Genomic DNA, 23668 nt, shown 5'->3' on the forward strand with positions numbered 1-23668 from the left:
CGCCTGCTGCCCTTTCCGGCTCCGTGGCCACGTCCACTTCGCCCGCGACCGTGCGCACGCTCCTGCTCGTGCTCGGCGACCAGCTCGCCCCCGACCACCCGGGCCTGAAGGCCCTGGACCCGGACCAGGACGCCGCCTGGATGGCCGAGGTCGCTGACGAATCCCGATACGTCCCGTCGCACGTGGCCCGCACCACGCTATTTCTCTCGGCGATGCGCCACTTCGCCGCGCGGCGTCGCGACGAGGGTCTGACGGTCCACTACCGCCGCCTGGGCGAACACCCCGAGCAGACCCTGGGCGAGGCCCTGCTGGCGGACCTGGACCGGCTTCGGCCGCGGCAGGTGCGAGTCCTGCAGCCCGGTGAACACCGCGTCCTGAAGCAGCTGGGGCAGGCCTGTAACAAACGGGGAATCCCGCTGGAGATCCTGGACGACCCGCACTTCCTGGTCCCGCCGGAGGCCTTTCGACGCTGGGCCAGGGGCCGCAAGCAGTTGCGCATGGAAACCTTCTACCGCGAGCAGCGCAAGGCACTGGACGTGCTGATGAACGACGGCGAGCCCGCAGGCGGCCAGTGGAATTTCGATGCCGACAACCGCGGACACTTCGGGCGGGACGGCCCCGGTTGGCTGCCCGAGCCTGCGGCTTTCCCGCCCGACGCGCTTACCCGCGAGTGCCGGGAGGACATCGCACAGCACCTGCCCGACCTGCCGGGCCAGGCCGACGACTTCGACTGGCCGGTCACCCCGCAACAGGCGCAACAGGCGCTCGATGACTTCATCCAGCACCGCCTGCCCGCGTTCGGCACCTATCAGGACGCCATGTGGACCGACCAGCCGTGGCTCTACCACGCCCGTCTGTCCGCCGCGCTGAACCTGCACCTGATCCACCCGCGCACGGTGATTGACGCGGCCGAACAGGCCTGGCGCGACGGCCACGCGCCACTCCACGCGGTCGAGGGCTTCATCCGCCAGATCCTCGGCTGGCGCGAGTACGTGCGCGGGCTGTACTTTCACTTTGGCGAGGCCTGGCACGACTGGAACGCCCTGGAGGCGGACCAGCCGCTGCCGGCGCTCTACTGGGACGCCGACACTTCCATGCAGTGCCTCCAGCAGGCCGTGGGCCAGACGCTGAAACTGGGCTATGCGCACCATATCCAGCGGCTGATGGTCACCGGGCTGTTCGCCCAGCTGCTCGGCGTACGGCCGGCCGAGATCCACGCCTGGTACCTCGGCATCTATGTCGACGCCGTCGAGTGGGTCGAACTGCCCAACGTGATCGGCATGTCGCAGTACGCCGACAACGGCCGCATGGCCTCCAAGCCCTATGTCGCCACCGGGCGCTACATCCAGCGCATGAGCAACTATTGCGCGCACTGCCCGTTCGACCCGGGCGAGGCCCTGGGCGCGAAGGCCTGCCCGTTCACCACGCTTTACTGGGACTTCCTCGACCGCCACCGCAAGCGCTTCGCCCGCCATCCGCGCACCGCACTGCAGTGGAAGCATGTGGCGAAAATGGATCCCGAACGCCTGCAAGCCATCCGCGATCAGGCGAGCCACATCCGCCGCACCCTCGCAGCGGGAGACCGCATCTGATGCCGAGCCCCGGCCCCACCCTTGTCTGGCTGCGCCGCGACCTGCGCCTGGCCGACCAGCCCGCGCTGCACGCCGCCAGCGAACGTGGCGGCCCGGTCATCCCGGTGTTCATCCATGCCCCGGAGGAGGAAGCCCCGTGGGCGCCGGGTGCTGCGTCCAACTGGTGGCTGCACCACAGCCTGCAGGCCCTGGACCATGACCTGCGTGCGCAGGGCTCGCGCCTGACCCTGCGCGCCGGCCCCAGCCTCGCGACACTGCGCGCCCTGGTGCGCGAAACCGGCGCCACCGCCGTCTACTGGAATCGCCTGTACGACCCGGCCTTTGTCCTGCGCGACCCGGAGATCAAGGCCGGACTGCGCGCCGACGGCCTCGAGGTACACAGCTTCAACGCCCACCTGCTGATCGAGCCCTGGGAGGTCGCAACCGGGCAGGGGCGGCCCTACAAGGTCTTCAGCCCGTTCTGGAAGGCCTGCCTGAAACACGGCATCGACCGCGACCCGCTGCCCGCCGCCGATGCCCTCGCGCCGCCCGACGCCTGGCCCGAGTCACTCGACCCCGAACAGCTCGAACTTCTGCCCACGATCGACTGGGCCGCCGGCCTGCGCGCCACATGGAATCCCGGCGAGACCGCGGCCGGCCAACGCCTCGCGCAGTTCCTGGACGGCGCCGTGCGCGACTACGGTGTCGAACGCGACCGCCCGGATCACGATGGCACCTCGCGCCTGTCGCCTCACCTGCATTTCGGCGAGGTCTCGCCGCGCCAGATCCTGCGCGCACTGCGTCAGGCCGGCCTGCACCCGGACCACGGCGGGCCCGAGGCCTTCGTGCGCGAGCTGGGCTGGCGCGACTTCGCCCATCACGTGCTCTACCACTTCCCGTACACCCCGGACCAGCCGCTGAACCCGCGCTTCGAGGCCTTCCCCTGGCGCGAGGACAATGCGGACCTGCACGCCTGGCAGCACGGTCGCACCGGGCTCCCGATCGTCGACGCCGCGATGCAGCAGCTGTGGCAGACCGGCTGGATGCACAATCGCCTGCGCATGGTGGTCGGCTCCTTCCTGACCAAGAACCTGCGCCAGCACTGGCGGCACGGGGCTCGCTGGTTCTGGGACACCCTGGTGGATGCCGATCTCGCCGCCAACACCCTCGGCTGGCAATGGGCCGGAGGCTGCGGCGCCGACGCCGCACCCTACTTTCGCGTCTTCAACCCGCAAACCCAGGGCGAGCGCCACGACCCCGACGGGGCCTACGTACGGCATTTTGTCCCCGTACTCAAGGACGTCGAAACGCGGTATATTCACGCGCCAGGCGCCGGCGGCGCGCGCGGCTACCCAGCCCCCATCGTGGACCTGAAAGCCAGCCGCCAGGCCGCACTCGAGGCCTTTCAGGCCGTAAAAGACCACTGACCCCAATAGGCCCAACCATGAGCTTTTCCGAACAGAACCTGCAGTATCCCAAGGATGTGAGCTACAACTTCAGCCGCTACGACGACACCACACCGGTGCGCGTGACCCACGAGGGCAAGCGCTTCGTCGGTCAGCTGCTGAACCACGAGGCCCCCTACCGCATCCGGGTCACCGAAGAGGTCGTCAGCCCGGGCTCCTCGCGCTACATTCCGGTGCGCGAGATCCAGCTCCAGAGCCTCGACGGCGTGGAATACCTGCACAACGGCCACCACGGCCACTAAGCAGCTGCAGGGAGGCCGGACCCTTCGTCCCCCGGGTCCGCCCTCCCAGCACGGGTGCCATCACAGACACCCGCGCACGAAGCACCCGCGGGCCTGCTACGCTCAAGACAGGATCTCGCAAAAAGGGACGAACGTCATGCAACGCCTTCTCGCCGTCTTCCTGCTCTGCGCCCTGCTGCTCCCGGGCCTGGCGCTCGCCGACAAGCCCGGCGACCAGCGCGCCATTGCCGGCATGGAGACGGGACGCATCCTCTGGGACATCACCATCGCCGAACCGGAACGCCTGATCGCCCGCCTGAGCGTCATCCGCGAAACCTATGACGACATGCAGCGCCAGGGCCTGGAACCGGAGATGGTGTTTGCCTTCCGTGGCGGTGCGGCAGGACTCATCGCGCGCTCCACCGATCACCTCGACATCGAGGAGGTCTCCGCCGTGCGCCATATCCACGAGCGCCTGGAAGGCCTGCTGGAACTGGATGGCATCCACATGGAGGCCTGCAATATCGCCACCCGGCGCTTCGACCTGGAACAGGACGACCTGCTGCCCGGGATTCAAATGGTGGGCAACACCTTCCTGTCCATCATGGGCTACGAGAATCAGGGCTACGCGACGATCCGCATTGACTGACCCCGGTAACGGAATGCCGGTACAATCGATTCGAACGGAATCTCCCCTGGCCCCGGCCGTATGCCGGCGGCCCCAAGAGCCGATCCGCTGACGGGTCACACATGGCAGTACACGACTGCTGACGAAGAAGACGGGAGGCCTCTTTGGCGCATATGGAAATCACGACCTTCGGCACCGTCGGCGTGCGCGTGGAGGACCGTGACATACCCGCTCTTTCGGGGACGAAACTCGGCCTGCTGCTCACCTATGTAGCGGCCGAAAGCCCCCGGCGTATTCCGCGCGAGGAGCTGGCGCGCCTGTTCTGGCCGGACCTGGATTCCGACAGCGCCCGGGTCAACCTGCGTCAGGGCCTGTTCCAGCTGCGTCGCCAGCTGCCCGCCGGCGAGCCCCCCCTGCTCGATACCACGCCCCGCTATGTACGCTTCCAGCCGCAGCCGGAATCGCGCATCGATTTTCTCACCCTGCAGCGCGCGCGTTCCGAGCGCCGAACCGCGGAGGGCCGGGAGACCACCGCCCCGCCGCCCGACCTGGCGATCGTCTGCGACTACCGCGGGCACTTCCTCGAGGGCCTGCGTGCGCTGCAGGACCTGCCCGAACTCTCCGCCTGGGCCCAGTCCCAGCGCGACCATCACTGGCAGAACCTGCTCGTCTTCATCGGGCACAACCTCGCCGAGCTGGCCAAACCCAACGAGGGCGAGCCCCTGCTCGCCGAGCTCCACCGCCTGCTGGCGATGGAGCCGCACGACGAAACCCTGCACCACCTCCTGATGAAGGCCCTCGCCGCCAGCGGACACCCGAAGCGCGCCCTGGAGCACTACGCCCACCTCGAGGCCGAGGCGGGCAAGCCCCCGGGCGAACTCCTGGCGCGCACGCGCGAGGAGATCCTGGGCGCCGAACGCGCCGAGGCCACCAGCCAGCACACCAGCGCCGAGGACGCCGAACCCGCCGTCCTGCGCTCCGAACGCCGGCGGGTCACGGTCGTGGCCTGCCACCTACAGCCCGACGCGCAGGCCGACATCGAGATCCAGCAGCAACAGGTCAACCGCACGCTGGAGCATGTCGATTTCGTCCTGCTCAGCCACCACGGCCATGTCGTACCCTGCCCCGGGCACGGCCTCCTAGCCTATTTCGGCTACCCCGCCGGGCGCGAAGAGGCAACCGTCGATGCCGTGCACGCTGCCTGGCAGGCACTGCAAACCGCCCCCGGCGACTGCCAGTTGCGCCTGGCCGTGGACACCGACCTGATCGTCACCGGCGCCGACCCCGATCTGCCCGACCCGACGGGCCAGCTCACTGCCCGCGCCCATGAATGCGCCCAGCGCGCCTATCCCGGAACGCTGCGTGTCAGTGAACCCACCTACGCGCGGGTCTCGGGCTACTTCAGCTTCCGTCCGGCGGAGGACGACACCGGCGCCTATCGCGTCACCGGCGACCCCGGCCCGCTGGACCGCGTAGACGCCCAGACCCTGCGCGACCTGACCCCGCTGACCGGACGCAGTTCGGAACTCCAGCAGCTTCGCGGCCACTGGGATCAGGTCCTCGACAGCGGCGAGGTTCGCTTCATCCTGGTCCAGGGAGAGGCGGGTCTGGGCAAGAGTCGGCTGGCGCGCGGACTCGACCTGCAAGTCCGCGGTCAGGCCCGTTCGCGCTACCTGCTCAAGTGCCGCGAGGACCGCGCCCGGCAGCTCCTGGCACCCGTGCGCCAGGCCTTTGCCACCTGGATGGGCCATGACAGCCTGCGCGACGCCCGCCGGCGCCGACTCGAAGGGGCCCTCAAACATGTCGGAACAGCCCCGGACCTCGCGCCACGTCTGGCCTATTGGCTGACCCACCCGGAGGCCGAAGGCCCCGAAAGCATCGCCCACGAGGGGCTGGACCGCGACCGCATCATCGACACCCTGGTGGAGCTGGTCCATCGCCGCGCGGCCCACGGTCCCACGCTCCTGATCTGCGACGACCTGCACTGGATGGATTCGGGCACTGCGGAGTTCCTGCGGCGGTTGTACCAGCGCCTGCACCGGAAGCCGATCATGGCCATTCTGACGGCGCGCATGAGCTTTCGCTCCTCCTGGCGCGACCTCTCGCTGGAACACATCCGCCTGCACGGGCTGGACGATGCCGCCGCGCGCGATCTGGTCGACCGTCTGGACCCGAACGGCCGCCTCGCCAGCGGCGTGCGCGATCAGCTGATCGCACGCGGCGAGGGCGTCCCGCTGTTTCTCGAAGAGCTTACGCGCTACGCCCTCGAGGCCGCCCGGATCGGACAGCTCCCGGACACCCTGCCACCGGGCCTCTCCAACCTCCTGGTCGCGCGCCTGGAACAGCTTGGCAGCGCCCGGGAACTAGCCCATTCCGCGGCCGTCATCGGACGCGACTTCGATACCCGCATCCTCAGCCGCCTGCGCGGACAGCCGGCCGACACCATACGCCGCCAGCTGACGCGACTGACCGGCAAGGGCTTCATCGAGCCGGCCGGCATGGTCGATGGCGTGCGTTACCGCTTCCGTCATGCCCTGTTCCAGCAGGCCGCCTACGAATCCATGCTGCTGACCGAACGCACCCGCCTGCACGGCCAGCTGGCCGACCTGATGCAGGAAGACGGCAAGAACGGCATGCAGACCGCGGACTGGGGGCGCATTGCCACCCATCTGTACCACGCCGGGCGTTATCCGGAGGCGGTCAGTGCCTGGCTGCACGCGGGCGAGGCGGCGTTCGCCCGCGGGATCCTGCCCGAGGCCTCGCACTACTTCGAGGACGCATTGTCCTGCCTGGAACACCACCCGGAGGCCCACGAAGAGGCCGACTCGGGCGCGTCCGAACAGGTCACCCTGCGCGCCCTGGGCGGCCTGGGCGCCTCCAACCTGGCCCTGCTGGGATACGGTTCGCGCACTGTCAACGACATCTTCGAGCGTGCCATGCGCCTGACCGCCCCGGAACAGGATCCGGTGCAGTACTTCCGCGTGCTGTGGGGGCTTTGGCATGGGGCCGGCTCCTGGCACGGCTTCCAGGAGGCGCATCGCCTCGCCGCGGAAATGCAGCAGCTCGCCGAGCGCTCCGGCGACCGCCTGCTGCGGCTCGCGGCCCACTACGTGCAAGGCAACACCCATTTCTGGACCGGCCGTTTTGCCGAAGCGCTGGAACACCAGACCCAGGCGGTCGAGCTCTACCGCGACGAGGACCACGCGACCCTGGTGGCACGCCACACGGAGAACCCGGCCATCAGCGCGCGCGGTTTCATGGCCTGGACCTTGCTGCATCTGGGGAACCACGCCCGCGCCTGGCACGAGATGGATACCGCCTGCGAACAGGCCGACCAGCTCGGCCACCGTCCAACCGTGGCCTTCGCGCACGCCTTCCGCGCTGTTCTCGGCTTCTACTGCAGGGATCCGGAATCCGCCCTCCCGGCCGCACGCCGCACGCTCGCCATCGCCCGGGATTACGACTACCCCTTGTGGCGCGCCGCCGGCATTACCCTCGAGAGCTGGGCCCTGGCCCGCCAGGGGCAGGCAGATGCTTACCAGGCCATCGAGACGCAAGTGGAGGCCATGCGCCACATCATGGATGGCGTGAACACCATCTTCCAGCTCATCCTTCTCGACGCCATGCAGGCCAATGACGCCCCGCCCGAACAGTGCCTGACGGTCGCCGACGAGGCCCTCGCCGGCTGTCGCCAGCGCGGCGATTACGTGTTCGAGGCGCCCGTCCGGCGCCTGCGGGCCGTTGCCCTGCTCACCCGGAGCCCGGGCGAGGCCCCCGAGGGCTGGCAAGAGCTTGAACGCGCCCGCCGCATCGCCCACGAACAGGGCAACCCCAACGTGGAACGTCAGGCCCTGCTGGACCATGCGCGCTTCGCGACCGACCCCCAGGTGCAGGCCTGGGCCGAACGCGAACTCCTGCGCATCAACCACTGCATCATCCCGCGCCCTGACGCGGACGAACCGCGCCAGCGCGATCCCCGCCTCGCCTGACTCCCTGGCCTTCCAGCAGGGCAACCCGCCCTGCCCGACTGGGCACCGGGAGGCTTGCATGGCCGCCACAAAAGAAAAGGCCCGAACCTTGCGGTTCGGGCCTTTTCGGGATATGGCGTCCCCACGGGGATTCGAACCCCGGTCGCCGCCGTGAAAGGGCGGTGTCCTAGGCCTCTAGACGATGGGGACGTAGAGGCAACGTCATGTTGCTATTCGGGTGGGCCTTTGGGCCGATCTTCCTCGCTACCCGGCGCACGATGCAGAAGCGTCGTTACCAGACCGTTGAATACCAGCAAAAACCCGATCGGTACCAGCGCGATGAGGGGCTTGGACCAGGTCTGTTCCCCGGTGAGCAAGAGCCCGAATCCGCCGATCAATCCGACGACTGCCAGCACCAATCCAACGTAGAGCGATATGACTCCGAAACGATGCATTGATGAACTCGCAAATCACCTGAGTGGTGGAGCCAGGCGGGATCGAACCGCCGACCTCCTGCATGCCATGCAGGCGCTCTCCCAGCTGAGCTATGGCCCCGTGTCAGGCGAGCGCGTACTGTAGCCAGCACCCCGAAATGTGTCAACCCGCGTCGGCGGAAATTTTCGCCAACGCGCGGTCGATGCGGGCCAGGGCACGCTCGCGACCGATGAGCTCCAGCGTATCATCGATCGGCGGGGACACCGTACCCCCGGTCAGGGCCACGCGCAGCGGCTGCGCGACCTTGCCGAGCTTCAGCTCCAGGCGCTCGCCGGTGTGCACCACCACCTCGTGCAGCGGTTCCTTCTCCCACGCGCCCAGGGCGCTGAATCCGTCGTGCAGGGTCTGCAGCACGGGCTGCGCCTCGGCGGTCAGCTGCTTGCGCGCCGCCTTCTCGTCGTAGTCCTCGAACTCGCGATAGAAATACACGCTGTTCTCGGCCATCTCGCGCAGGGTACGCGCCCGTTCGCGCTGCGCGATGACCACATCGCGCAGTTCCGGCCCTTCGGAGGGATCGATCCCCAGCTGCCCCAGGTGCCAGCCCAGTTCCAGCGCGACGTGGTCCGGGTCCAGCGTCTTGATGTAGTGCTGGTTCAGCCACAGGAGCTTGTCCGGGTTGATCGCCGAGGCAGACTGATTGACGTCCTCGATATCGAACAGGCGCACCAGCTCGTCCAGCCCGAAGATCTCCTGATCACCGTGGGCCCAGCCAAGGCGCACCAGATAGTTCAGCAGCGCCTCCGGCAGATACCCCTCGTCGCGGTACTGCATCACCGACACGGCACCGTGGCGCTTGGACAGCTTGGCCCCATCCGGGCCCATGATCATCGGCAGGTGCCCGTAGCGCGGCGGTTCCACGCCCAGCGCCTTGAGGATGTTGATCTGGCGCGGGGTGTTGTTCAGGTGATCGTCGCCGCGGACCACGTGGGTGATCCCCATGTCCATGTCGTCGACCACCACAGTCAGGTTGTAGGTCGGCGAGCCATCGGAGCGGGCGATGATGAGGTCGTCCAGCTCGCTGTTCTGGAAGGCGACCTTGCCACGCACCATGTCGTCGACAACCGTCACACCCTCGTCCGGGGTGCGGAAGCGGATCACCGGCTCCACGCCCTCGCGCGGTTCGGTGCGCGCGCGGCAGCGACCGTCATAGCGCGGCTTCTCCTTGCGCGCCTTCTGCTCCTCGCGCATCGCGTCCAGCTCTTCCTTCGTGCAGTAGCAGCGATAGGCATGGCCGGCGGCCATTAGCTGCTCGATCACTTCCTTGTACCGGTCAAAGCGTTCCGTCTGGTAGAACGGCCCGTGGTCGTAGGTCAGCCCCAGCCAGTTCATACCCTCGAGAATGGCGTTCACCGACTCGGCCGTGCTGCGCTCGAGATCGGTGTCCTCGATGCGCAGCACGAACTCGCCGCCATGGTGCCGGGCGTACAGCCAGGAGAACAGCGCGGTGCGGGCACCACCGATATGCAGATAGCCGGTGGGACTGGGGGCAAAACGGGTACGAAGACTCATGCGCGGGACACTCGATTACGGATAGTCAAGAAAGTCGCCTAGGGTAGCAGAACGGCCCCGGCCGATGACCCGGTGATCCGGTTCTGGCTGGCTATACTCGAGACAGGCCAACAAGGGCGCCCGGCGCCCGAAGGAGTCATGATGAAAGCCGTATCACTCCCCCGTCTCGCCACCCTCGCCCTCGTCACCGGAGGGTTCGCCCTGGCCACCGCCGGCGCCGTGGGCATGGAACGCGTCTCGGCCCCCGAAGGCGCCGAGGTGTACTTCATCAGTCCGCAGGACGGCGCTACCGTCGAGAGCCCCGTGCGCATCCAGATGGGCCTGCGGGGCATGGGTGTGGCCCCGGCCGGCGTCGAGGCCGACAACACCGGGCATCACCACCTGCTGGTGAACCAGCCGCTGGACGACGTGGATCTGGATGCCTCGCTCCCCTTCTCCGATCACACGCGCCACTTCGGCGGCGGCCAGACCGAAAGCGAGATCGAACTGGAGCCGGGCACCCATACCCTGCAGTTGCTGTTCATGGACTACCGCCACCTCAGCTTCGACCCGCCAGTGACCTCCGACAAGATCACCATCACCGTCGAATAGGCGACACAAAAAAGCCCCCTCCGGACCCGGAGGGGGCTTGTCATCGCCAGTGGCAACCGGTCGCTTACGGCAGTGACGGGATCTCGAACTGCGGCATGTCACCGGTCAGCGCGTGCATGAAGGCCTCCAGGTCCGCGACTTCATCGTCGCTGAACTCCATGCCCAGCATCTCCTGCCCCATGATGCGGATCGCCTCGTCCAACGTAGCCGTCTCGCCGTTGTTCATGTAGGGGTAGGTCAGGGCCACGTTGCGCAGCGTCGGGGTCTTGAAGGCGAACCTGTCGCTCTCCTCGCCCGTCACCAGATAGCGACCCTCGTCTTCCGAACCCGGTACCTGGATACGGTGGAAGTTGCTGTCGGTCAGTGCCGGGCCACGGTGGCAGGCCACACAGCCGTTATCGGCGAACAGCTTCATCCCGCGCATCTGCTGCTCGCTCATCGCACCTTCGTCCCCGGCCAGCCAGCGGTCCAGCGGCGAGTTCGGGGTATTCAGCGTACGCTGGAAGGTCGCCAGGGCCTTGGCCACGTGATCGGCATTGATCACGTTGTCACCGTCATAGTCGGGATAGGCGGCCGCGAACTTCTCCTGGTACTCGTTGAACTCTTCCAGACGCTCGATTGCGTCCTCCAGCGGCATCGCCATCTCGATCGCGTCCTGGATCGGACCCAGCGCCTGGCCTTCCAGGTCGTCCTCGCGGCCATCCCAGAACTGGGCCGTGAAAAAGCCGGAGTTCAATACCGTCGGGGTGTTGCGCTCGCCGACCTGGCCGTCATGACCCACCGCGCGCGGGATGCGGTCCGCCCAGCCCAATGCCGGGTTGTGGCAGGTCGCACAGGAGATCACGCCGGAACTGGAGATGCGCGGCTCGAAGAACAACATCTTGCCCAACTCGATCTTCTCTTTGGTCATCGAGTTATCCGCCGGGATCGGCGGCAGCGCCGGCAACGGCTCGAACACATCGCGGTACTGGGCGTAGTCGGTATCCGCCAGCACCGGGGCCGAGGCCCCCACGGCGACGGCCGCGCAGGCCGCCAGCGCCGTCAAGCGAAATCCGGAAAGCATCGTCATGTCAGGTCTCCCTTGGGGAATGGATGTCGGCGAGGACCGAACTAGACTCGGTCCAGATCACCTGAAACCCACCCTACCCACACGGGAAACCGGACGCGATCAGAAACGGGTATTCCGTTGATCCAGATCAACGGATACCGCTGCCATCCCGACTCAACGCGCCCTTGACCCTAAAACGAAGGCGCCGTAGGGTCCGCCTTGCCTTCAGGTGCCCCGGCCAGAACCGGCCGGGGATAATCGGGAAGCCGGTGCGCGAACACGCGTTCGCAAGTCCGGCACTGCCCCCGCAACGGTAGGCAGAGTCAGGGCGGATCCAATGCCACTGCGGCGCATCCCCGAGATGCCCGCGGGAAGGCGACCCGCCCTGGATGCATCACGCATCCACTCTGCGAGTCCGGAGACCGGCCTGGAGAACACCCGACGCCGCGGTGGGCGGCCGAGCGGGCCAGGACCGGTGTGCTCAACGACCGGCCCTACCCTGCTCCCTGTCCAGCGTCCGGCGTCGTTTCATCCACGGCGTGCGGGGTCGCTCGTCCAGGGGAGCACCACAACAATGGAAAACACCCATGTCCGACCGGGGCGACGTGCCGTCCCGGCCCTTGCCACGTTTTGTCTGATGACGGCCACGAGTCTCGCGCCGGCACAGGCCGGCTTCGACTTCGGCGACGCGGAAGACGGCCTGCAGGTCACCCTGGATCCGCTAGTTCAGGGCCGCTACAGCTACAACCGAGACCCGGACGGCTCCCGCAGCGAGTTCGACTTCCGCCGCGCCTGGCTGGACAGCTCCGGGACCCTGTTCCACCCCGATCTGAGCTTCCGTCTGCAGCCGGATTTCAGCAGCGGCGAGCTGTCCATGCGCGACGTCTGGCTGCAGTACGCGCTGGCCGAATCGCTGAGTCTGCGGGCCGGTCAGTTCACCGTGCCCTTCGGGCTGCCACGGGATATCGGCGGGCCCAATCGCCTGTTCACCGAGCTGAGCATCGCCGGCAACCAGTTCGAGGTCCCGGCCGGGCGCGACACCGGCGTCGCCCTGCTGGGTGGCGCGGCCGACGACCGCGCCTGGGCCCTCGGCGTGTTTGACGGTCGGGGGCGCCTCGACCAGCGCGACGAGCGCCCATCCACATCCGGGAATCTGCTCAGCGCCCGCAGCGCCTGGGCCCCGGTAGGGGCGGTTCCGCGCGACAACACCACCGTGGGCCAGGCCGTGGAACACACGGTCGCCCTGGGCGCCGGCGTGCAGGCCGCCAGCCGCAATCACCTGCGCGACTGGAGCCGCGGCATCGAAGACACGGTGGCCAACCAGCGCGCCGACTGGATCACTGCCACCGCCGACGCGGTGGTCAAGTTCGGCCATACCTCGCTGTCGCTGGCGGCCTTCCGCCGCGATGTCTCCCCCGACCGCACCGCGAGCTACCACGACCTGGGGGCCGAACTGGAACTGGCACAGTCGCTACCAGTGGAGGGACTGGAGTTCGCTGCCCGCCACGCGGTGCTGCGCCACGACGCCGGCGACGACCTGGACGGAGACGAGCGCTGGCAGCGCGAATGGGGCGCCGGCCTGAACTGGTACCACCGTGGTCAGCGACAAAAGACCCAGCTTATGTGGCTGGACCGCGGCACCGACACCTCGAACTGGGAAATGCACTTGCAGCACCAGTTCCGCTTCTGAAACCGGAAAGGAGATCCGACATGACTAGAACCACCTTCACACCGGCCCTGCGGGTAACCTTCCTTGTCCTGATCCTGCTCGCCGCCACCGTCGCTCATGCCGGCGAGGTGACGCTTCCGATGCCCGGGCCCTGGGGTGACGACTACAGCGAGACCCTGGACGACCCGGACACAGTGGACGCCACCGAGGCTTTCCAGCGCTTCCGTCAGCAGAGCATGCAGGGCACCTCGGCCACCTACCGCAGCATCGAGCAGATCCTGCGTTATGGCGCACCATTCGCCGGACGTCTGCCCGATCTGGCCGAGGAACTGGCGCGCCGCGCCGACGACATCGAAACCTGGTTCGCACACGAGACACCCGCGCGGCACGGCGAACCCGGAGCCCTGCCCGCGGCCTGGGAAGACCCGGACTTCGCCGAGTACAAGGCCGCCTACCGCGAGGCCGCCCAACAACTACAGCGCAAGGTGGAGTCGGCCGAGGACCTGGGGAACGAAGACTTCCAGCTTCGCGCCACCGAGGCCCTGAACGGCGTGCGCCACCATTGCCTGGCCTGTCACGACAACTACCGCCGCCGCTGAACCGGGCGGGAACCAAGGGGCCGCCGCTGAACCGGGCGGGAACCAAGGGGCCGCCGCCCGGCGGCCCCTTTCCGTGATCCTGACCGGGAAGGAAGCACCTTCGCCTGCAAGCAGACTCCTACAGGTTCCTGGCGATGTGGGAGCCTGCTTGCAGGCGAACACCCCGGTGCCCCAGAACACCCACCAGACTCATCCCTGCCTGCGGAAGATCGAAGACGCGACGCTTAGTCCCCGTCCATGCCCCGATAACGGCGCACGTGCGCCGGGTCGTACAGCGCACTGTCGCGGAAATCGCCCGGATCCAGCGCCGGCCCCACCAGGATCAGCGCCGAACGCCGCGTGGTCAGGGCCACTGCCCGTTCCACGATATTGCCCAGCGAACCGCGCACCACGGTCTCGTCCGGCCAGCTGGCGCGGAAGACGATCGCCACCGGACAGTCGCAGCCGTAGTGCGGACGCAGGTCCTCGACCACGGTCTCGATATTGTGCAGCGATAGGTGGATCGCCAGGGTCGCCCCGGTCGCGGCGAAAGCCTCCAGCCGTTCGCGCTCCGGCATCGACGAGGCCCGTCCCGGCGTACGCGTCAGCACCACCGACTGTGCCACCTCCGGCACGGTCAGTTCGCGCCCCAGAGTCGCCGCGGCCGCGGAAAACGCCGGCACGCCCGGGGTGATGGTGTAGTCGATCCCGGCCGCCTCCAGGCGGCGGATCTGTTCGCCCAGGGCGCTGTACACCGACAGATCGCCGGAATGCAGTCGTGCGACATCCTCACCGGCCGCATGCGCGCGCTGGATCTCGTCCATGATCGCGTCCAGCGTCAACGGCGCGGTGTTGATCACACGCGCCCCCTCCGGCGCATGCTCCAGCACGGCCTCGGGTACCAGTGAACCCGCGTACAGGCATACCGGACAGGCCGCAATGCGATCGCGCCCGCGCAGGGTCAGCAGATCCGCGGCACCCGGCCCCGCTCCGACAAAATGAACCGTCATGATGACTCCTTGGATAGGTGATGGGCATCGACCCAGGCCACCGCACAGCTGGCCCGCGCTGACAGACGACGCGGCAACAGCAAACGCGCGCCTGCGCCGGCTGCCGCCAGCGCCGCCGCCTCGGCCACCGACCCGACATCGGCGGTTGCACGTGCCCGCCGCGACTCCGTAAGCACTACGCCGTCGCAGTCCGCCAGCGCGGCCGCGGACAGAAATACGAGTTCCAGTTCCAGCTCGCGCGCCACCGTCGCCAGCATGGCGCTGTCGCTCTTGTGCGCCGGCGCCGCCAGCTGCCGGGCCCCGATCGCCCCGGCACGCTCCGCTCCCGGCATGGCGCGGGCCTCGGCCAGAACCGCACGAATCAGACCCTCCAGCTCCCGCGTCGTACAGGCAGAGGCAAAGCCGACGCCTGGCACGACCCAGGATCCCGCCTGGTTCAACTCCGGTGCAGGGACCACAGGGTCACCGGCCGCAGCGGTTTCCAGCCCGACATCGCGCCCAGCGGTTCCGAGCGACTCACATTGATCCGTGTCAGCTCGCCACCATGGCGCTCGCGCGTCGCCGCCAGCACCGCATCGCCTTCCACCGTCACGCTGTTGGCGACCAGGCGCCCCCCCGGGCGCAGGCGCTCCACGCAGTGTTCCACCAGCCCGGGCATCGTCAGCCCACCCCCGATGAAGATCGCGTCGGGGGCAGACAGATCATCCAGCGCCTCCGGCGCGCGCCCGGAGATACATTGCAGGGCCGGGACCCCTAGGGCACGCGCATTGCGCCGGACCCGCTCCAGCCGCTCCGCACGCGGCTCGATGGCCACGGCGCGGTTCGCTGGATCCGCCAGCATCCACTCGATACCGACAGACCCCGACCCGGCACCAATGTCCCACAGGCACTCGCCACGCCCGGGCGCCAGCAGGGCCAGCGTTACCGCACGCACCTCGCGCTTGGTAATCTGCCCGTCCTGCTCGAATTGATCCTCCGGCCGGCCGGCGCTCGCCGCGATCACGGAGGCCGTCGAGGACGCACGGCATTCCAGGGCGATCGTGTTCAGCGGATCCACCTCACATGTCCTCCATTCCGCCACCGTGGCGGCCTCTACGCGCTCCGAGGCCCCGTCCAGTTGTTCCAGAACGGTCAGGGTCGAGGCCCCGAAACCCAATTCATCGAGCCACTGGGCCAACTCGCCAGGCGTCTCACCGTCGCGGCTGAGGATCAGCAGCCGCGCGCCGTCGTGCAGCCACGGGCGCAGCGCCTCCATGGGCCGGCCGTGGACCGACAGGCAGCGGGTCTCCTGTAGCGGCCAGCCCATGCGCGCGGCGGCCAGGCTGAACGCCGATGGCACCGGAAACACGCGGGTGGCTTCCACCGGGAAACGCCGCAGCAATGTCGTGCCAACCCCGAACCAAAACGGATCGCCGCTGGCGAGCACGCACAGCGGCTTCCCCGCTCGCGCCTCGATCCAGTCGAGAGCAGTCTCCAGCGGCGAGGGCCACAGCAGACGTTCCTGCCCCGGCTGCGGCGGCAGCATCTCCAGATGCCGGGCCCCGCCGATCACCGTGGTCGCCTGCGCAACGGCCTCACGGGCCTCCGTTGCCAGTCCGGACAGGCCGTCCGCGCCCACACCGACAATGTTCAGCCATGGCGTTCGTTCGCTGTTCGTGGCTAGACTGGTCATCCTCATGAGCTCCCGTTCATCTCCTGACTCCAGCCCCAGGGCAGCTCGCCCCCGGCACGTTCTGCTGCTGGGCGGCACCACCGAGGCCGCAGCGCTGGAGCCGCTGCTGGATGCGCACCCGCGGCTGCAGGCCACCGTCTCGCTGGCCGGGCGCACCCGAAAACCGGGACCGTCGCGGCTGCCTCGGCGCACCGGCGGGTTCGGCGGCGCCGACGGCCTGGCCGCCTGGCTGCACGCACACGCGATTGACGCACTGGTGGACGCGACCCACCCGTTCGCGCGGCAGATCTCGGCCAACGCCGTCACGGCCGCACGCAACACCGGCATCCCGCTGGCCCGACTGACCCGGCCGTCGTGGGAGGCCGGGCCGGAGGACCGCTGGATCCGCGTGCCCGACCTCGCGGCCGCCGCCCGCGCCCTTCCGGATATCGGCCGACGCGTGCTGCTGACCACCGGCCGCCAGCACCTGGAGGCCTTCGAGGCCGCGCCCGAGCTGGACTACGTGATCCGCACCATCGACCCGCCCGAACCGCCGCCGGCGCTGCCGCGGGTCACCTGGATCCACGCCCGGGGCCCGTTCACGGCCGAGGACGAGGCGCGCCTCTTGCGGGAACACGCGATTGACGTTCTGGTGACCAAGGACAGCGGCGGCGATGCCACGGCCGCCAAGCTGCAGGCGGCTCGCGAACGGGGTATCCCGGTCGTGATGGTCGAACGCCCGCCGGACGCCCCCGGGGTGCCACGATTCCACGCCCCGCAGGCGATACTCGACTGGCTGGAGGATCTCCCGGACGCACACGGCTAACGCGGCTCCCGCCTCATTCCGCCGATTCGACATAACGCGGGGTGTACACATGCCGCCGGCCCGACGGACGCTCCACCACCCGGGTGGACGCGGCACCCACGATCACCAACGTGCTCATGTTCGCCGTGGTCGGGTCCACTTCGCCCAGGGAGGAGATCTGCACGTCTTCGCGTTCGCCGCGGCCCATCGCGGTGGCCAGCACGACCAGGGTGTCCGGCCCCTGCACCTCGCGCACGATGCCCAGTGCCTCGCCCAGCTGCCAGGGGCGTGCGCGCGAGATCGGGTTGTAGAAGGCCATGGCGAAGTCGGCCTCGGCCGCTAGCCGTACCCGGCGCTGGATCAGCGACCAGGGCTTGAGATTGTCCGAAAGCGAGATCACGCAGAAATCGTTTCCCAGCGGCGCACCCAGCCGCGCGGCGGCGGCCTGCATCGCCGAAACCCCGGGGGCCACCTCCACCTCGACGCCCGCCCAGCGCCGAGCCTGCGCCCCTTCCAGGGCCTCGAAGACCGCCGCCGCCATCGCAAACACGCCCGGATCGCCGCCCGAAACCACCGCCACGTCCCGCCCCTCGGCAGCCATGTCCAGGGCGTGGGTTGCGCGCGCCAGTTCCTCGCGGTTGTCAGAGGCGTGCACACGGTGATGGGCGCTCGCAATCCGTTCCAGGTACGGCCCGTATCCCACCAGATCGGTCGCCGCTTCGAGACGGGCAGCGACCTCCGGCGTAATCCATTCCGGCCCGGCTGGCCCCACCCCGACCACACTCAACCGACCAACCGCCTGATCGCCATCCCCGCTCATCGCCGAACCCCGCGCCCGGGGATCACAATCATCGAGAAATAGGGCACCCGCTCCGGGATCTCGGACAACGGCAGGACCCGCTCCTCGGCGGTGCTGGCGCGTTCCACGTACCAGGCGCGTTCATCCAGCCCCAGCTCCTGAAGGACACCGACCACCGCATCGCGATGGGTTCCGACCTTCATGATGACCGCCGCATCGGTCCCCTGCAGGGCCTGGCGCAGATCGTCGATCGGCATCGTGCCGGGGATTACCGTCAGCAGGTCATCGCGCATGGTCAGCGGCGTCGACAATTGCGCAGCCGAGGCCATCATCGAGGTCACGCCGGGCACCACGTGGGTGGGAAACCGATCCTTCAGCCGCAGGTACACGTGCATGAACGATCCGTAGAAGAACGGATCGCCCTCGTTCAGCACCACCACCGAACGTCCGGCTGCCAATTCGGCGGCCAGCTGCTCGGCGGCGGCGTCGAAGAACTGCTCGATGCGGCGGCGATACTCGTCGGAGCCGTGCGGGATCTCGTTGGTCACCGGATACTCCAGCGGCATCTCCTGCTGCCCCGTACTCAGGTGGGCGTCCACGATGGCGCGCGCCTGGCCACGACCGCCTCGGCGACAGAAGTAGGCCACCACCGGGCTCTCGGCAATCAGCCGCGCGGCCTTCAGTGTCAGCAACTCGGGATCACCGGGCCCGGTGCCCACGCCATACAAACAGCCCGCATCCGAGGTTTCATGCAGCTCGTGAGATGTCGTCATATCCGGTCACTCGCAAAGGCGTTGATGGCCGCCGCGGCCATGGCACTGCCACCCCGGCGCCCGAAAATGGTCAGGTAATCGAGGTTCAGCGGGCTGGTGGCCAGCGCCTCCTTGCTCTCCACCGCGCCAACAAACCCCACCGGGATGCCGAGCACGACGGCCGGCCGCGGCGCACCCTGGTGCAGCATCTCCAGCAGGTGAAACAGCGCCGTAGGTGCATTGCCAATGGCCACGACCGCGCCGTCCAGGTGCGGTCGCCACCATTCCAGCGCCGCGGCCGAACGCGTGGTGCCCAGACGCTCGGCGGCCGCCGCCACCCCGTCCTCCCGCAGGCTGCAGATCACCGGGTTGTCCGCCGGAAGCCGGGCCCGCGTGACCCCGTGCGCCACCATGTTGCTGTCGCACAGGATCGGCGCGCCGGCGGCCAGCGCCTCGCGGGCCGCCCGGGCCACGCCGGCCGAAAACCCGACGTCCCGCGGCAGGTCGGTCATGCCGCAGGCATGGATCATGCGCACCACCGCAGGCACCAGCTCCTGTGGAAAGCGGTCCAGTTCCGCCTCGGACCGGATAATCGCGAAGGACTCCCGGTAGATGGCCGCCCCGTCGCGGATATAGTCGGGTACGGCCCCGGCCGTATCGCTCTGCGTCATGCTGAATCTCCGTTGTTCATCTTCGCGTTCATACGTCTCGTCAGCACGGTTCCCTCCAGCCGTTGCAGGGCCTCGATCCTCGAGTCATTCCCGCCACCCTCTTCGTGGGCGATGGCATCGAGGGCCGCAAGAGACGGCTCGACCTGCCCCGGCTCCAGCCTCTTCAGGACGGTCTCCCATCGCGCGGGGGCGCGTTGCAGCGCCAGGTCATAACGGCCTTCCCGCGCCGTGAGCAGGACCTGCGCATTCGCGGGACGCCCACAGTGCTTGTCGCAGCCACTCACATGCACCTGCCCGCCCCCCGCAAGCAACCCGCAGGCAGCGGCGACGGCTGCCTCTGCATCCGCCCGCGTGGCGGTACTGCCCGCGGAGCAACCCATCTGCCCAATACAGGCACTCACCGCCAGGCGCGGGTCGTCCGGATCGGTCACGCCACCCCACTCGGTGACGCGGTCCGGCTCCACAGGAGGTACCCCGGTCAGAAGCAGGCTGCGCCACGGCGTCAGCCGCAAGCGTCCGTCGTGCGCCCGGATATGCTCGGCCAGCCCCTGCAGCGCCTCGGCGCGCAAGGCCCCGAACGGAAACACGATCCCGAAGGCGCGCCCGTTCAGACACATCCCAATCCCGGCATCCGCGTATCCGGGGATCCGCGCCGCGACCCAGTCGCCGCCCGGGAGCACCCGCTCCAGCCCCGGCGGCGTCAACGCCTCGGGGCCAAACCGGGCCACGGCGCCAGCCAGCCGCCCCGGCGGATCCACATCGCCTACGCGCAATGCGACGAATCGTTCGAGCACCGCCAGGGCAACGTCCACGACCTTCTCCGGGCACGTCCAGCCCAGCACCGTAGCCGTGCGACTGGACGTCCCCACGGCTACGCGAAACCAAACCCCTCCCAGCGCCGTACAGGCCTCCAGTCGCAAATCCACCGGCACCTCATCCAGCGGCAAACCGCCGCCGGCCTCCACCAGCACCCCCACCTTCGGGGGCAATGCCCGCAGGCGCGGGTGGTCCCCCAGCGCCCGCACGAGATCCCGCGCGACAGGCTGCACATCCATGGCCGCCTCCGGGTCGATATCGGTCACCGGGGCCACCAGGACATTGCGCACCGCCTCCGCCTTAGGGTCGCGATCCGCCAACCCCGCACGCTCCAGCTCGGCGCGGGCCGGCTCCAACCCCGCCGCGTCCAAACCACGCAACTGCAGATTGCCGCGGCTGGTCAACTCCAGGACACCGGAACCAAAGCGACGCGCCACTTCCGCAATGATCTGCGCCTGCCCTGCATCCAGCCCCCCGATCGGGTGCCGCACCCGCATCAGCAGACCGTCCCCGGTGGCCATCGGCGCGGCCACGCCCGGACAGGCCTGGCGCGTCCGCGAATGATCAGCGCTCATCGCTGCACCTTACCCACACTCATGTCCGGATCCTCACACCGCGGGCCACCAGCGCCCAGGCCAGCCCGCCAACGACGAGGGTTGCACCCACGAGCACCCAGAAGGTCGCGGCCCAGGCAAAGCTGCCGGTCCCCAGCAGGCCGTAGCGAAAGCCCTCGATCATGTAATAAAGCGGGTTCAGTACCGCCAGGGACTGCCAGGGCTCGGGCATCCGTTCTACCGGGTAGAACAGGCCGCCCAGGTAGATCAGCGGGGTCAGCACGAACGTGGCCACCACGGAGGTATGGTCGAAGCTGCGCGCATACAGGCCGTTCAGAAGCCCGGCCAGGGCGAACAGCAAGGCGCTGATCAGCGCAATCCCCAGCGTGGCCGCCAGGTGGTGCAACTGGAGATTGGTAAACGGAATCGCGACCAGCGCCACCAGCGCACCCGCCAGCAGCCCGCGAATCACACCGCCGGTGGCGAAGCCCGCCACAATCAGCCAGGCAGGCAGCGGCGCGACCAGCAGTTCCTCGATATGTCGCTGCAGCCGTGCGCCGTAGAACGCCAGCGTCACATTGCTGTAGGCATTGGTGGCCACCGCCAGGATGATCAGGCCGGGCAGGATGAAATCGGCGTAATCGACACCCCGCATGGTGCCGAGCTCACGCCCGATCAGGTGACCGAAGATCACCAGGAACAGGACCGTCGTCACCACCGATGGCAGGAGGTTCTGCACCCAGGCGCGCAGGAAACGCCGCACCTGTTTGACCACCATCCCGCGGTAGGCAAATCCGTAAGCCGCGAGTCTCATGTCCCCCTCCCCGGCGGTGCGGCAGCGCGTTCCGCGATGCGCTGCAGGAACAGCGACTCGAGCCGGTTGCGCTTGTTGCGCACTCCCGCGACACGCACCCCGCTTGCGCCCAGGCGGTCGAACAGGTCATTCACCTCCATGCCCTGCGGCAGGTCGACCTCCAGGGTCCAGCGATCGGTCAGACGCATCGCCAACCCCTCCAGCGCCGGGGCCGCGTCCAGCGGCGCGTTCAGTTCCAGCACCAGGGTCTGCACGTTCAGCCCGTGCAGCAGTTCGCCGGTGTCACCGCGCGCGACGATCTCGCCCTGATCCAGGATCGCAAGGGTGTCGCACAGGGTCTCCGCCTCCTCCAGGTAGTGGGTGGTCAGGAGGATCGTCACGCCGTCCGCGTTCAAGCCACGCAAAAGCTCCCAAGTGGCATGGCGCCCCTCCAGGTCCACCCCCGCCGTCGGCTCGTCCAGGAGCAGGACGCGGGGGCGGTGCACCAGGGCCCGGGCAATCATCAGCCGCCGCTTCATGCCCCCCGACAGGCCCCAGGCCGACTGTTCGCGCCGGTCCAGCAACCCCGCCTGCTTCAGCACCTCGCCGGTTCGCTCGCGCGCGCGCCTTGGGGACAGCCCGTAGTAAGCCGCCTGGGCCTCGACGATCTCGCCCACCGGTTCGAAGCTGTTGAAGTTGACCTCCTGCGGTACCACGCCCATGCACGCCTTCGCCGCAACCGCCTGCGTGGCCACGTCGTACTCGCAGACCCGGATCGAACCGCGATCCGCCCGCACCAGCGTGGTCAACAACCCCACCAGGGTGGTCTTACCGGCCCCGTTCGGCCCCAGCAGGCCCAAAAAGCGGCCCGCCGGCACCTCCAGATCCACGTTCGCCAGCCCAACCCGGCCACCGGCGTAGCGCTTGGCCACCGACTGCAGGGCAATCGCCGCGGCCGTCATGGCGCGAGCCCCGCGGCACCATCCGCAAACCCGACGATGCGGCCCGCCCGATCCACCGCGCAGACCTCCAGCGCCGTGGTCTCCGGCAACATCCCGCGGGCCCGCTGCCAGGCGCGCGCACTGATCCGGTCGGCCAGCGCCACGCCTTGTTCCAGGCAGTCCGTGAGGGCCTGGGCACTGGTGTTGGCCGCGCGGATGCGCGCCACCAGGTCCGGGCTGGCGCCCAGATCCGCGGCTTCCTCCGCCAGGGCATCGAGATCGATGCGCGACTTGCGGCTATGGGCATCCAGATGCCCGGCCGCAAACTTGCTGAGCTTGCCGAAGCCCGCGGCCAGCACCACTGCGGGCAAGGGGTTGCGCCGCAGGTATTTCAGCGCCGCCCCGAACAGATCCCCCATCTCGATCAACGCCATGTCGTCCAGGCCGTAGCGATCACGCACCGCCGCCTCGCTGGTGCCGCCGGTACAACAGGCCACGCGCGAAGACGCGTTGGCGCGGGCCACGTCGATGGCCTGATGGATGGACGCGATATAGGCGGCACAGGAAAACGGCCGCACGATCCCGGTCGTGCCCAGGATCGAAAGACCCCCGAGGATGCCCAGGCGCGCGTTCATGGTCCGTTCGGCAATCCGTTCGCCGCCGTCCACGCCAACCGTGACGCGAAAGCCCCCGCTGTAACCGCTCGCCTCGGCAAGCGCCTCCAGGTGGCCCTGCATCATGCGCCGCGGGACCGGATTGATTGCCGGTTCGCCCGGTGCGAGCACCAGACCCGGACGCGTGACCGTACCCACCCCGGCGCCCGCCATGAATTCGACGCCGGGCGCACCGCACAGGGTCACCTCGACCCAGACTCGCGCCCCGTGGGTCGCATCTGGATCATCGCCGGCATCCTTGATAACCCCGGCGACCGCACCACCCGGGGTCGGTTCCAGGTCGTTCAGTGCCAGGCTCACCACCTGTCCCCTAGGCAGGGTGACCTCGACCGTCTGGAGCCGCTGCCCCTCCAGCAGCCAGCGGGCATCGGCGACGGCGGCCGCGGTCGCGCAGACACCGGTGGTCAGGCCGGTGCGCAGGCGCCCGGTGGTCTCGGGCGTCTCCGGGCGCATGGCGC

At 68.7% G+C, this 23668-nt stretch carries 22 protein-coding genes, 2 tRNA genes and 1 riboswitch; of the genes, 9 read left to right on the plus strand and 15 right to left on the minus strand.

Features of this window, described 5'->3' with window-relative positions; all coding sequences use genetic code 11:
* The first annotated feature begins 23 nt into the window (after positions 1-23).
* From F572_RS0109800 to F572_RS0109820, 5 genes are all read left to right on the plus strand, one after another.
* Positions 24-1592 (plus strand): cryptochrome/photolyase family protein, encoded by a 1569-nt coding sequence (locus F572_RS0109800; protein ID WP_196794009.1) that lies wholly within the window; start codon positions 24-26, stop codon positions 1590-1592.
* The gene (locus F572_RS0109805) at positions 1592-2998 is read left to right on the plus strand and encodes a deoxyribodipyrimidine photo-lyase (RefSeq protein WP_017942400.1); all 1407 of its coding nucleotides are present in this window, start codon (positions 1592-1594) and stop codon (positions 2996-2998) included. Before F572_RS0109800 ends, F572_RS0109805 begins: the two co-directional genes overlap by 1 nt.
* A 17-nt stretch (positions 2999-3015) precedes the next feature.
* Positions 3016-3279, plus strand: coding sequence for a hypothetical protein (locus F572_RS0109810; protein WP_017942399.1), 264 nt, complete (start codon positions 3016-3018; stop codon positions 3277-3279).
* A 136-nt stretch (positions 3280-3415) separates the two neighbouring features.
* On the plus strand, positions 3416-3907 hold the full coding sequence (locus tag F572_RS0109815; protein ID WP_017942398.1) for a hypothetical protein: 492 nt from the start codon (positions 3416-3418) through the stop codon (positions 3905-3907).
* Between the two features lie 152 nt (positions 3908-4059).
* A complete protein-coding gene (locus F572_RS0109820) occupies positions 4060-7875 on the plus strand; it encodes an AAA family ATPase (protein WP_017942397.1) in 3816 nt (1271 codons plus the stop codon).
* 113 nt (positions 7876-7988) lie between these two features.
* On the opposite strand, the gene F572_RS0109825 is transcribed toward F572_RS0109820, so the two are convergent.
* The 4 genes from F572_RS0109825 to gltX form a co-directional block, all read right to left on the minus strand.
* A tRNA-Glu gene (locus tag F572_RS0109825) sits at positions 7989-8064 on the minus strand.
* Between the two features lie 20 nt (positions 8065-8084).
* Positions 8085-8309, minus strand: a complete 225-nt coding sequence (locus F572_RS15355; protein ID WP_081602039.1) for a hypothetical protein — start codon at positions 8307-8309, stop codon at positions 8085-8087.
* Between the two features lie 24 nt (positions 8310-8333).
* Positions 8334-8409, minus strand: a tRNA-Ala gene (locus F572_RS0109835).
* A 42-nt stretch (positions 8410-8451) separates the two neighbouring features.
* A complete protein-coding gene (gene gltX, locus F572_RS0109840) occupies positions 8452-9858 on the minus strand; it encodes a glutamate--tRNA ligase (RefSeq protein ID WP_017942395.1) in 1407 nt (468 codons plus the stop codon).
* Positions 9859-9999: 141 nt separating this feature from the next.
* Here gltX and F572_RS0109845 point away from each other — a divergent pair, with 141 nt between their 5' ends.
* The gene (locus F572_RS0109845) at positions 10000-10449 is read left to right on the plus strand and encodes a DUF4399 domain-containing protein (RefSeq protein WP_017942394.1); all 450 of its coding nucleotides are present in this window, start codon (positions 10000-10002) and stop codon (positions 10447-10449) included.
* Between the two features lie 64 nt (positions 10450-10513).
* Here the strand turns inward: F572_RS0109845 and F572_RS0109850 are convergent, their stop codons facing one another.
* Positions 10514-11518 carry a cytochrome-c peroxidase gene (locus F572_RS0109850; RefSeq protein ID WP_017942393.1) on the minus strand — a complete coding sequence of 335 codons (1005 nt, stop codon included), beginning with the start codon at positions 11516-11518 and terminating at the stop codon, positions 10514-10516.
* 189 nt (positions 11519-11707) lie between these two features.
* Positions 11708-11943: riboswitch (cobalamin riboswitch) on the plus strand.
* A gap of 128 nt (positions 11944-12071) precedes the next feature.
* Here F572_RS0109850 and F572_RS0109855 point away from each other — a divergent pair.
* A complete protein-coding gene (locus tag F572_RS0109855) occupies positions 12072-13187 on the plus strand; it encodes a porin (RefSeq protein ID WP_017942392.1) in 1116 nt (371 codons plus the stop codon).
* 20 nt (positions 13188-13207) lie between these two features.
* Positions 13208-13765 (plus strand): cytochrome c, encoded by a 558-nt coding sequence (locus F572_RS0109860; RefSeq protein ID WP_017942391.1) that lies wholly within the window; start codon positions 13208-13210, stop codon positions 13763-13765.
* A 224-nt stretch (positions 13766-13989) separates the two neighbouring features.
* Here the strand turns inward: F572_RS0109860 and cobM are convergent, their stop codons facing one another.
* The 3 genes from cobM to F572_RS0109875 are packed head-to-tail and all read right to left on the minus strand — an operon-like array spanning position 13990 to position 16426.
* Positions 13990-14754: a precorrin-4 C(11)-methyltransferase gene (gene cobM, locus F572_RS0109865; RefSeq protein ID WP_017942390.1), complete on the minus strand. Its 765-nt coding sequence runs from the start codon at positions 14752-14754 to the stop codon at positions 13990-13992.
* Entirely contained in the window at positions 14751-15194 is a 444-nt protein-coding gene (locus F572_RS0109870) for a cobalamin biosynthesis protein (protein WP_017942389.1), read from the minus strand. Before F572_RS0109870 ends, cobM begins: the two co-directional genes overlap by 4 nt.
* Complete coding sequence (locus F572_RS0109875) at positions 15191-16426, minus strand: bifunctional cobalt-precorrin-7 (C(5))-methyltransferase/cobalt-precorrin-6B (C(15))-methyltransferase (protein WP_026143079.1); 1236 nt, start codon at positions 16424-16426, stop codon at positions 15191-15193. The genes F572_RS0109870 and F572_RS0109875 overlap by 4 nt, the downstream gene beginning before the upstream one ends.
* A gap of 4 nt (positions 16427-16430) precedes the next feature.
* Here F572_RS0109875 and F572_RS0109880 point away from each other — a divergent pair, with 4 nt between their 5' ends.
* The gene (locus F572_RS0109880; RefSeq protein ID WP_026143078.1) at positions 16431-17231 is read left to right on the plus strand and encodes a cobalt-precorrin-6A reductase; all 801 of its coding nucleotides are present in this window, start codon (positions 16431-16433) and stop codon (positions 17229-17231) included.
* Positions 17232-17244: 13 nt separating this feature from the next.
* On the opposite strand, the gene cobJ is transcribed toward F572_RS0109880, so the two are convergent.
* Genes cobJ through F572_RS0109915 form a run of 7 tightly spaced genes read right to left on the minus strand, consistent with a single transcriptional unit; the run spans position 17245 to position 23663 of the window.
* Positions 17245-18030, minus strand: coding sequence for a precorrin-3B C(17)-methyltransferase (gene cobJ, locus F572_RS0109885; protein WP_017942386.1), 786 nt, complete (start codon positions 18028-18030; stop codon positions 17245-17247).
* Complete coding sequence (locus F572_RS0109890; RefSeq protein WP_018938716.1) at positions 18027-18782, minus strand: precorrin-2 C(20)-methyltransferase; 756 nt, start codon at positions 18780-18782, stop codon at positions 18027-18029. The genes cobJ and F572_RS0109890 overlap by 4 nt, the downstream gene beginning before the upstream one ends.
* A complete protein-coding gene (locus tag F572_RS0109895) occupies positions 18779-19432 on the minus strand; it encodes a precorrin-8X methylmutase (RefSeq protein ID WP_017942384.1) in 654 nt (217 codons plus the stop codon). The genes F572_RS0109890 and F572_RS0109895 overlap by 4 nt, the downstream gene beginning before the upstream one ends.
* Positions 19429-20823 carry a precorrin-3B synthase gene (gene cobG, locus F572_RS0109900; RefSeq protein ID WP_017942383.1) on the minus strand — a complete coding sequence of 465 codons (1395 nt, stop codon included), beginning with the start codon at positions 20821-20823 and terminating at the stop codon, positions 19429-19431. The genes F572_RS0109895 and cobG overlap by 4 nt, the downstream gene beginning before the upstream one ends.
* A gap of 19 nt (positions 20824-20842) precedes the next feature.
* Positions 20843-21616: an ABC transporter permease gene (locus F572_RS0109905; RefSeq protein WP_018940762.1), complete on the minus strand. Its 774-nt coding sequence runs from the start codon at positions 21614-21616 to the stop codon at positions 20843-20845.
* A complete protein-coding gene (locus tag F572_RS0109910; RefSeq protein WP_017942381.1) occupies positions 21613-22557 on the minus strand; it encodes an ABC transporter ATP-binding protein in 945 nt (314 codons plus the stop codon). The genes F572_RS0109905 and F572_RS0109910 overlap by 4 nt, the downstream gene beginning before the upstream one ends.
* Positions 22554-23663 (minus strand): cobalt-precorrin-5B (C(1))-methyltransferase, encoded by a 1110-nt coding sequence (locus F572_RS0109915; RefSeq protein ID WP_017942380.1) that lies wholly within the window; start codon positions 23661-23663, stop codon positions 22554-22556. The genes F572_RS0109910 and F572_RS0109915 overlap by 4 nt, the downstream gene beginning before the upstream one ends.
* Positions 23664-23668: the final 5 nt, after the last annotated feature.

The sequence above is a fragment of the Thioalkalivibrio sp. ALE14 genome (assembly GCF_000376845.1).
GTDB lineage: Bacteria > Pseudomonadota > Gammaproteobacteria > Ectothiorhodospirales > Ectothiorhodospiraceae > Thioalkalivibrio.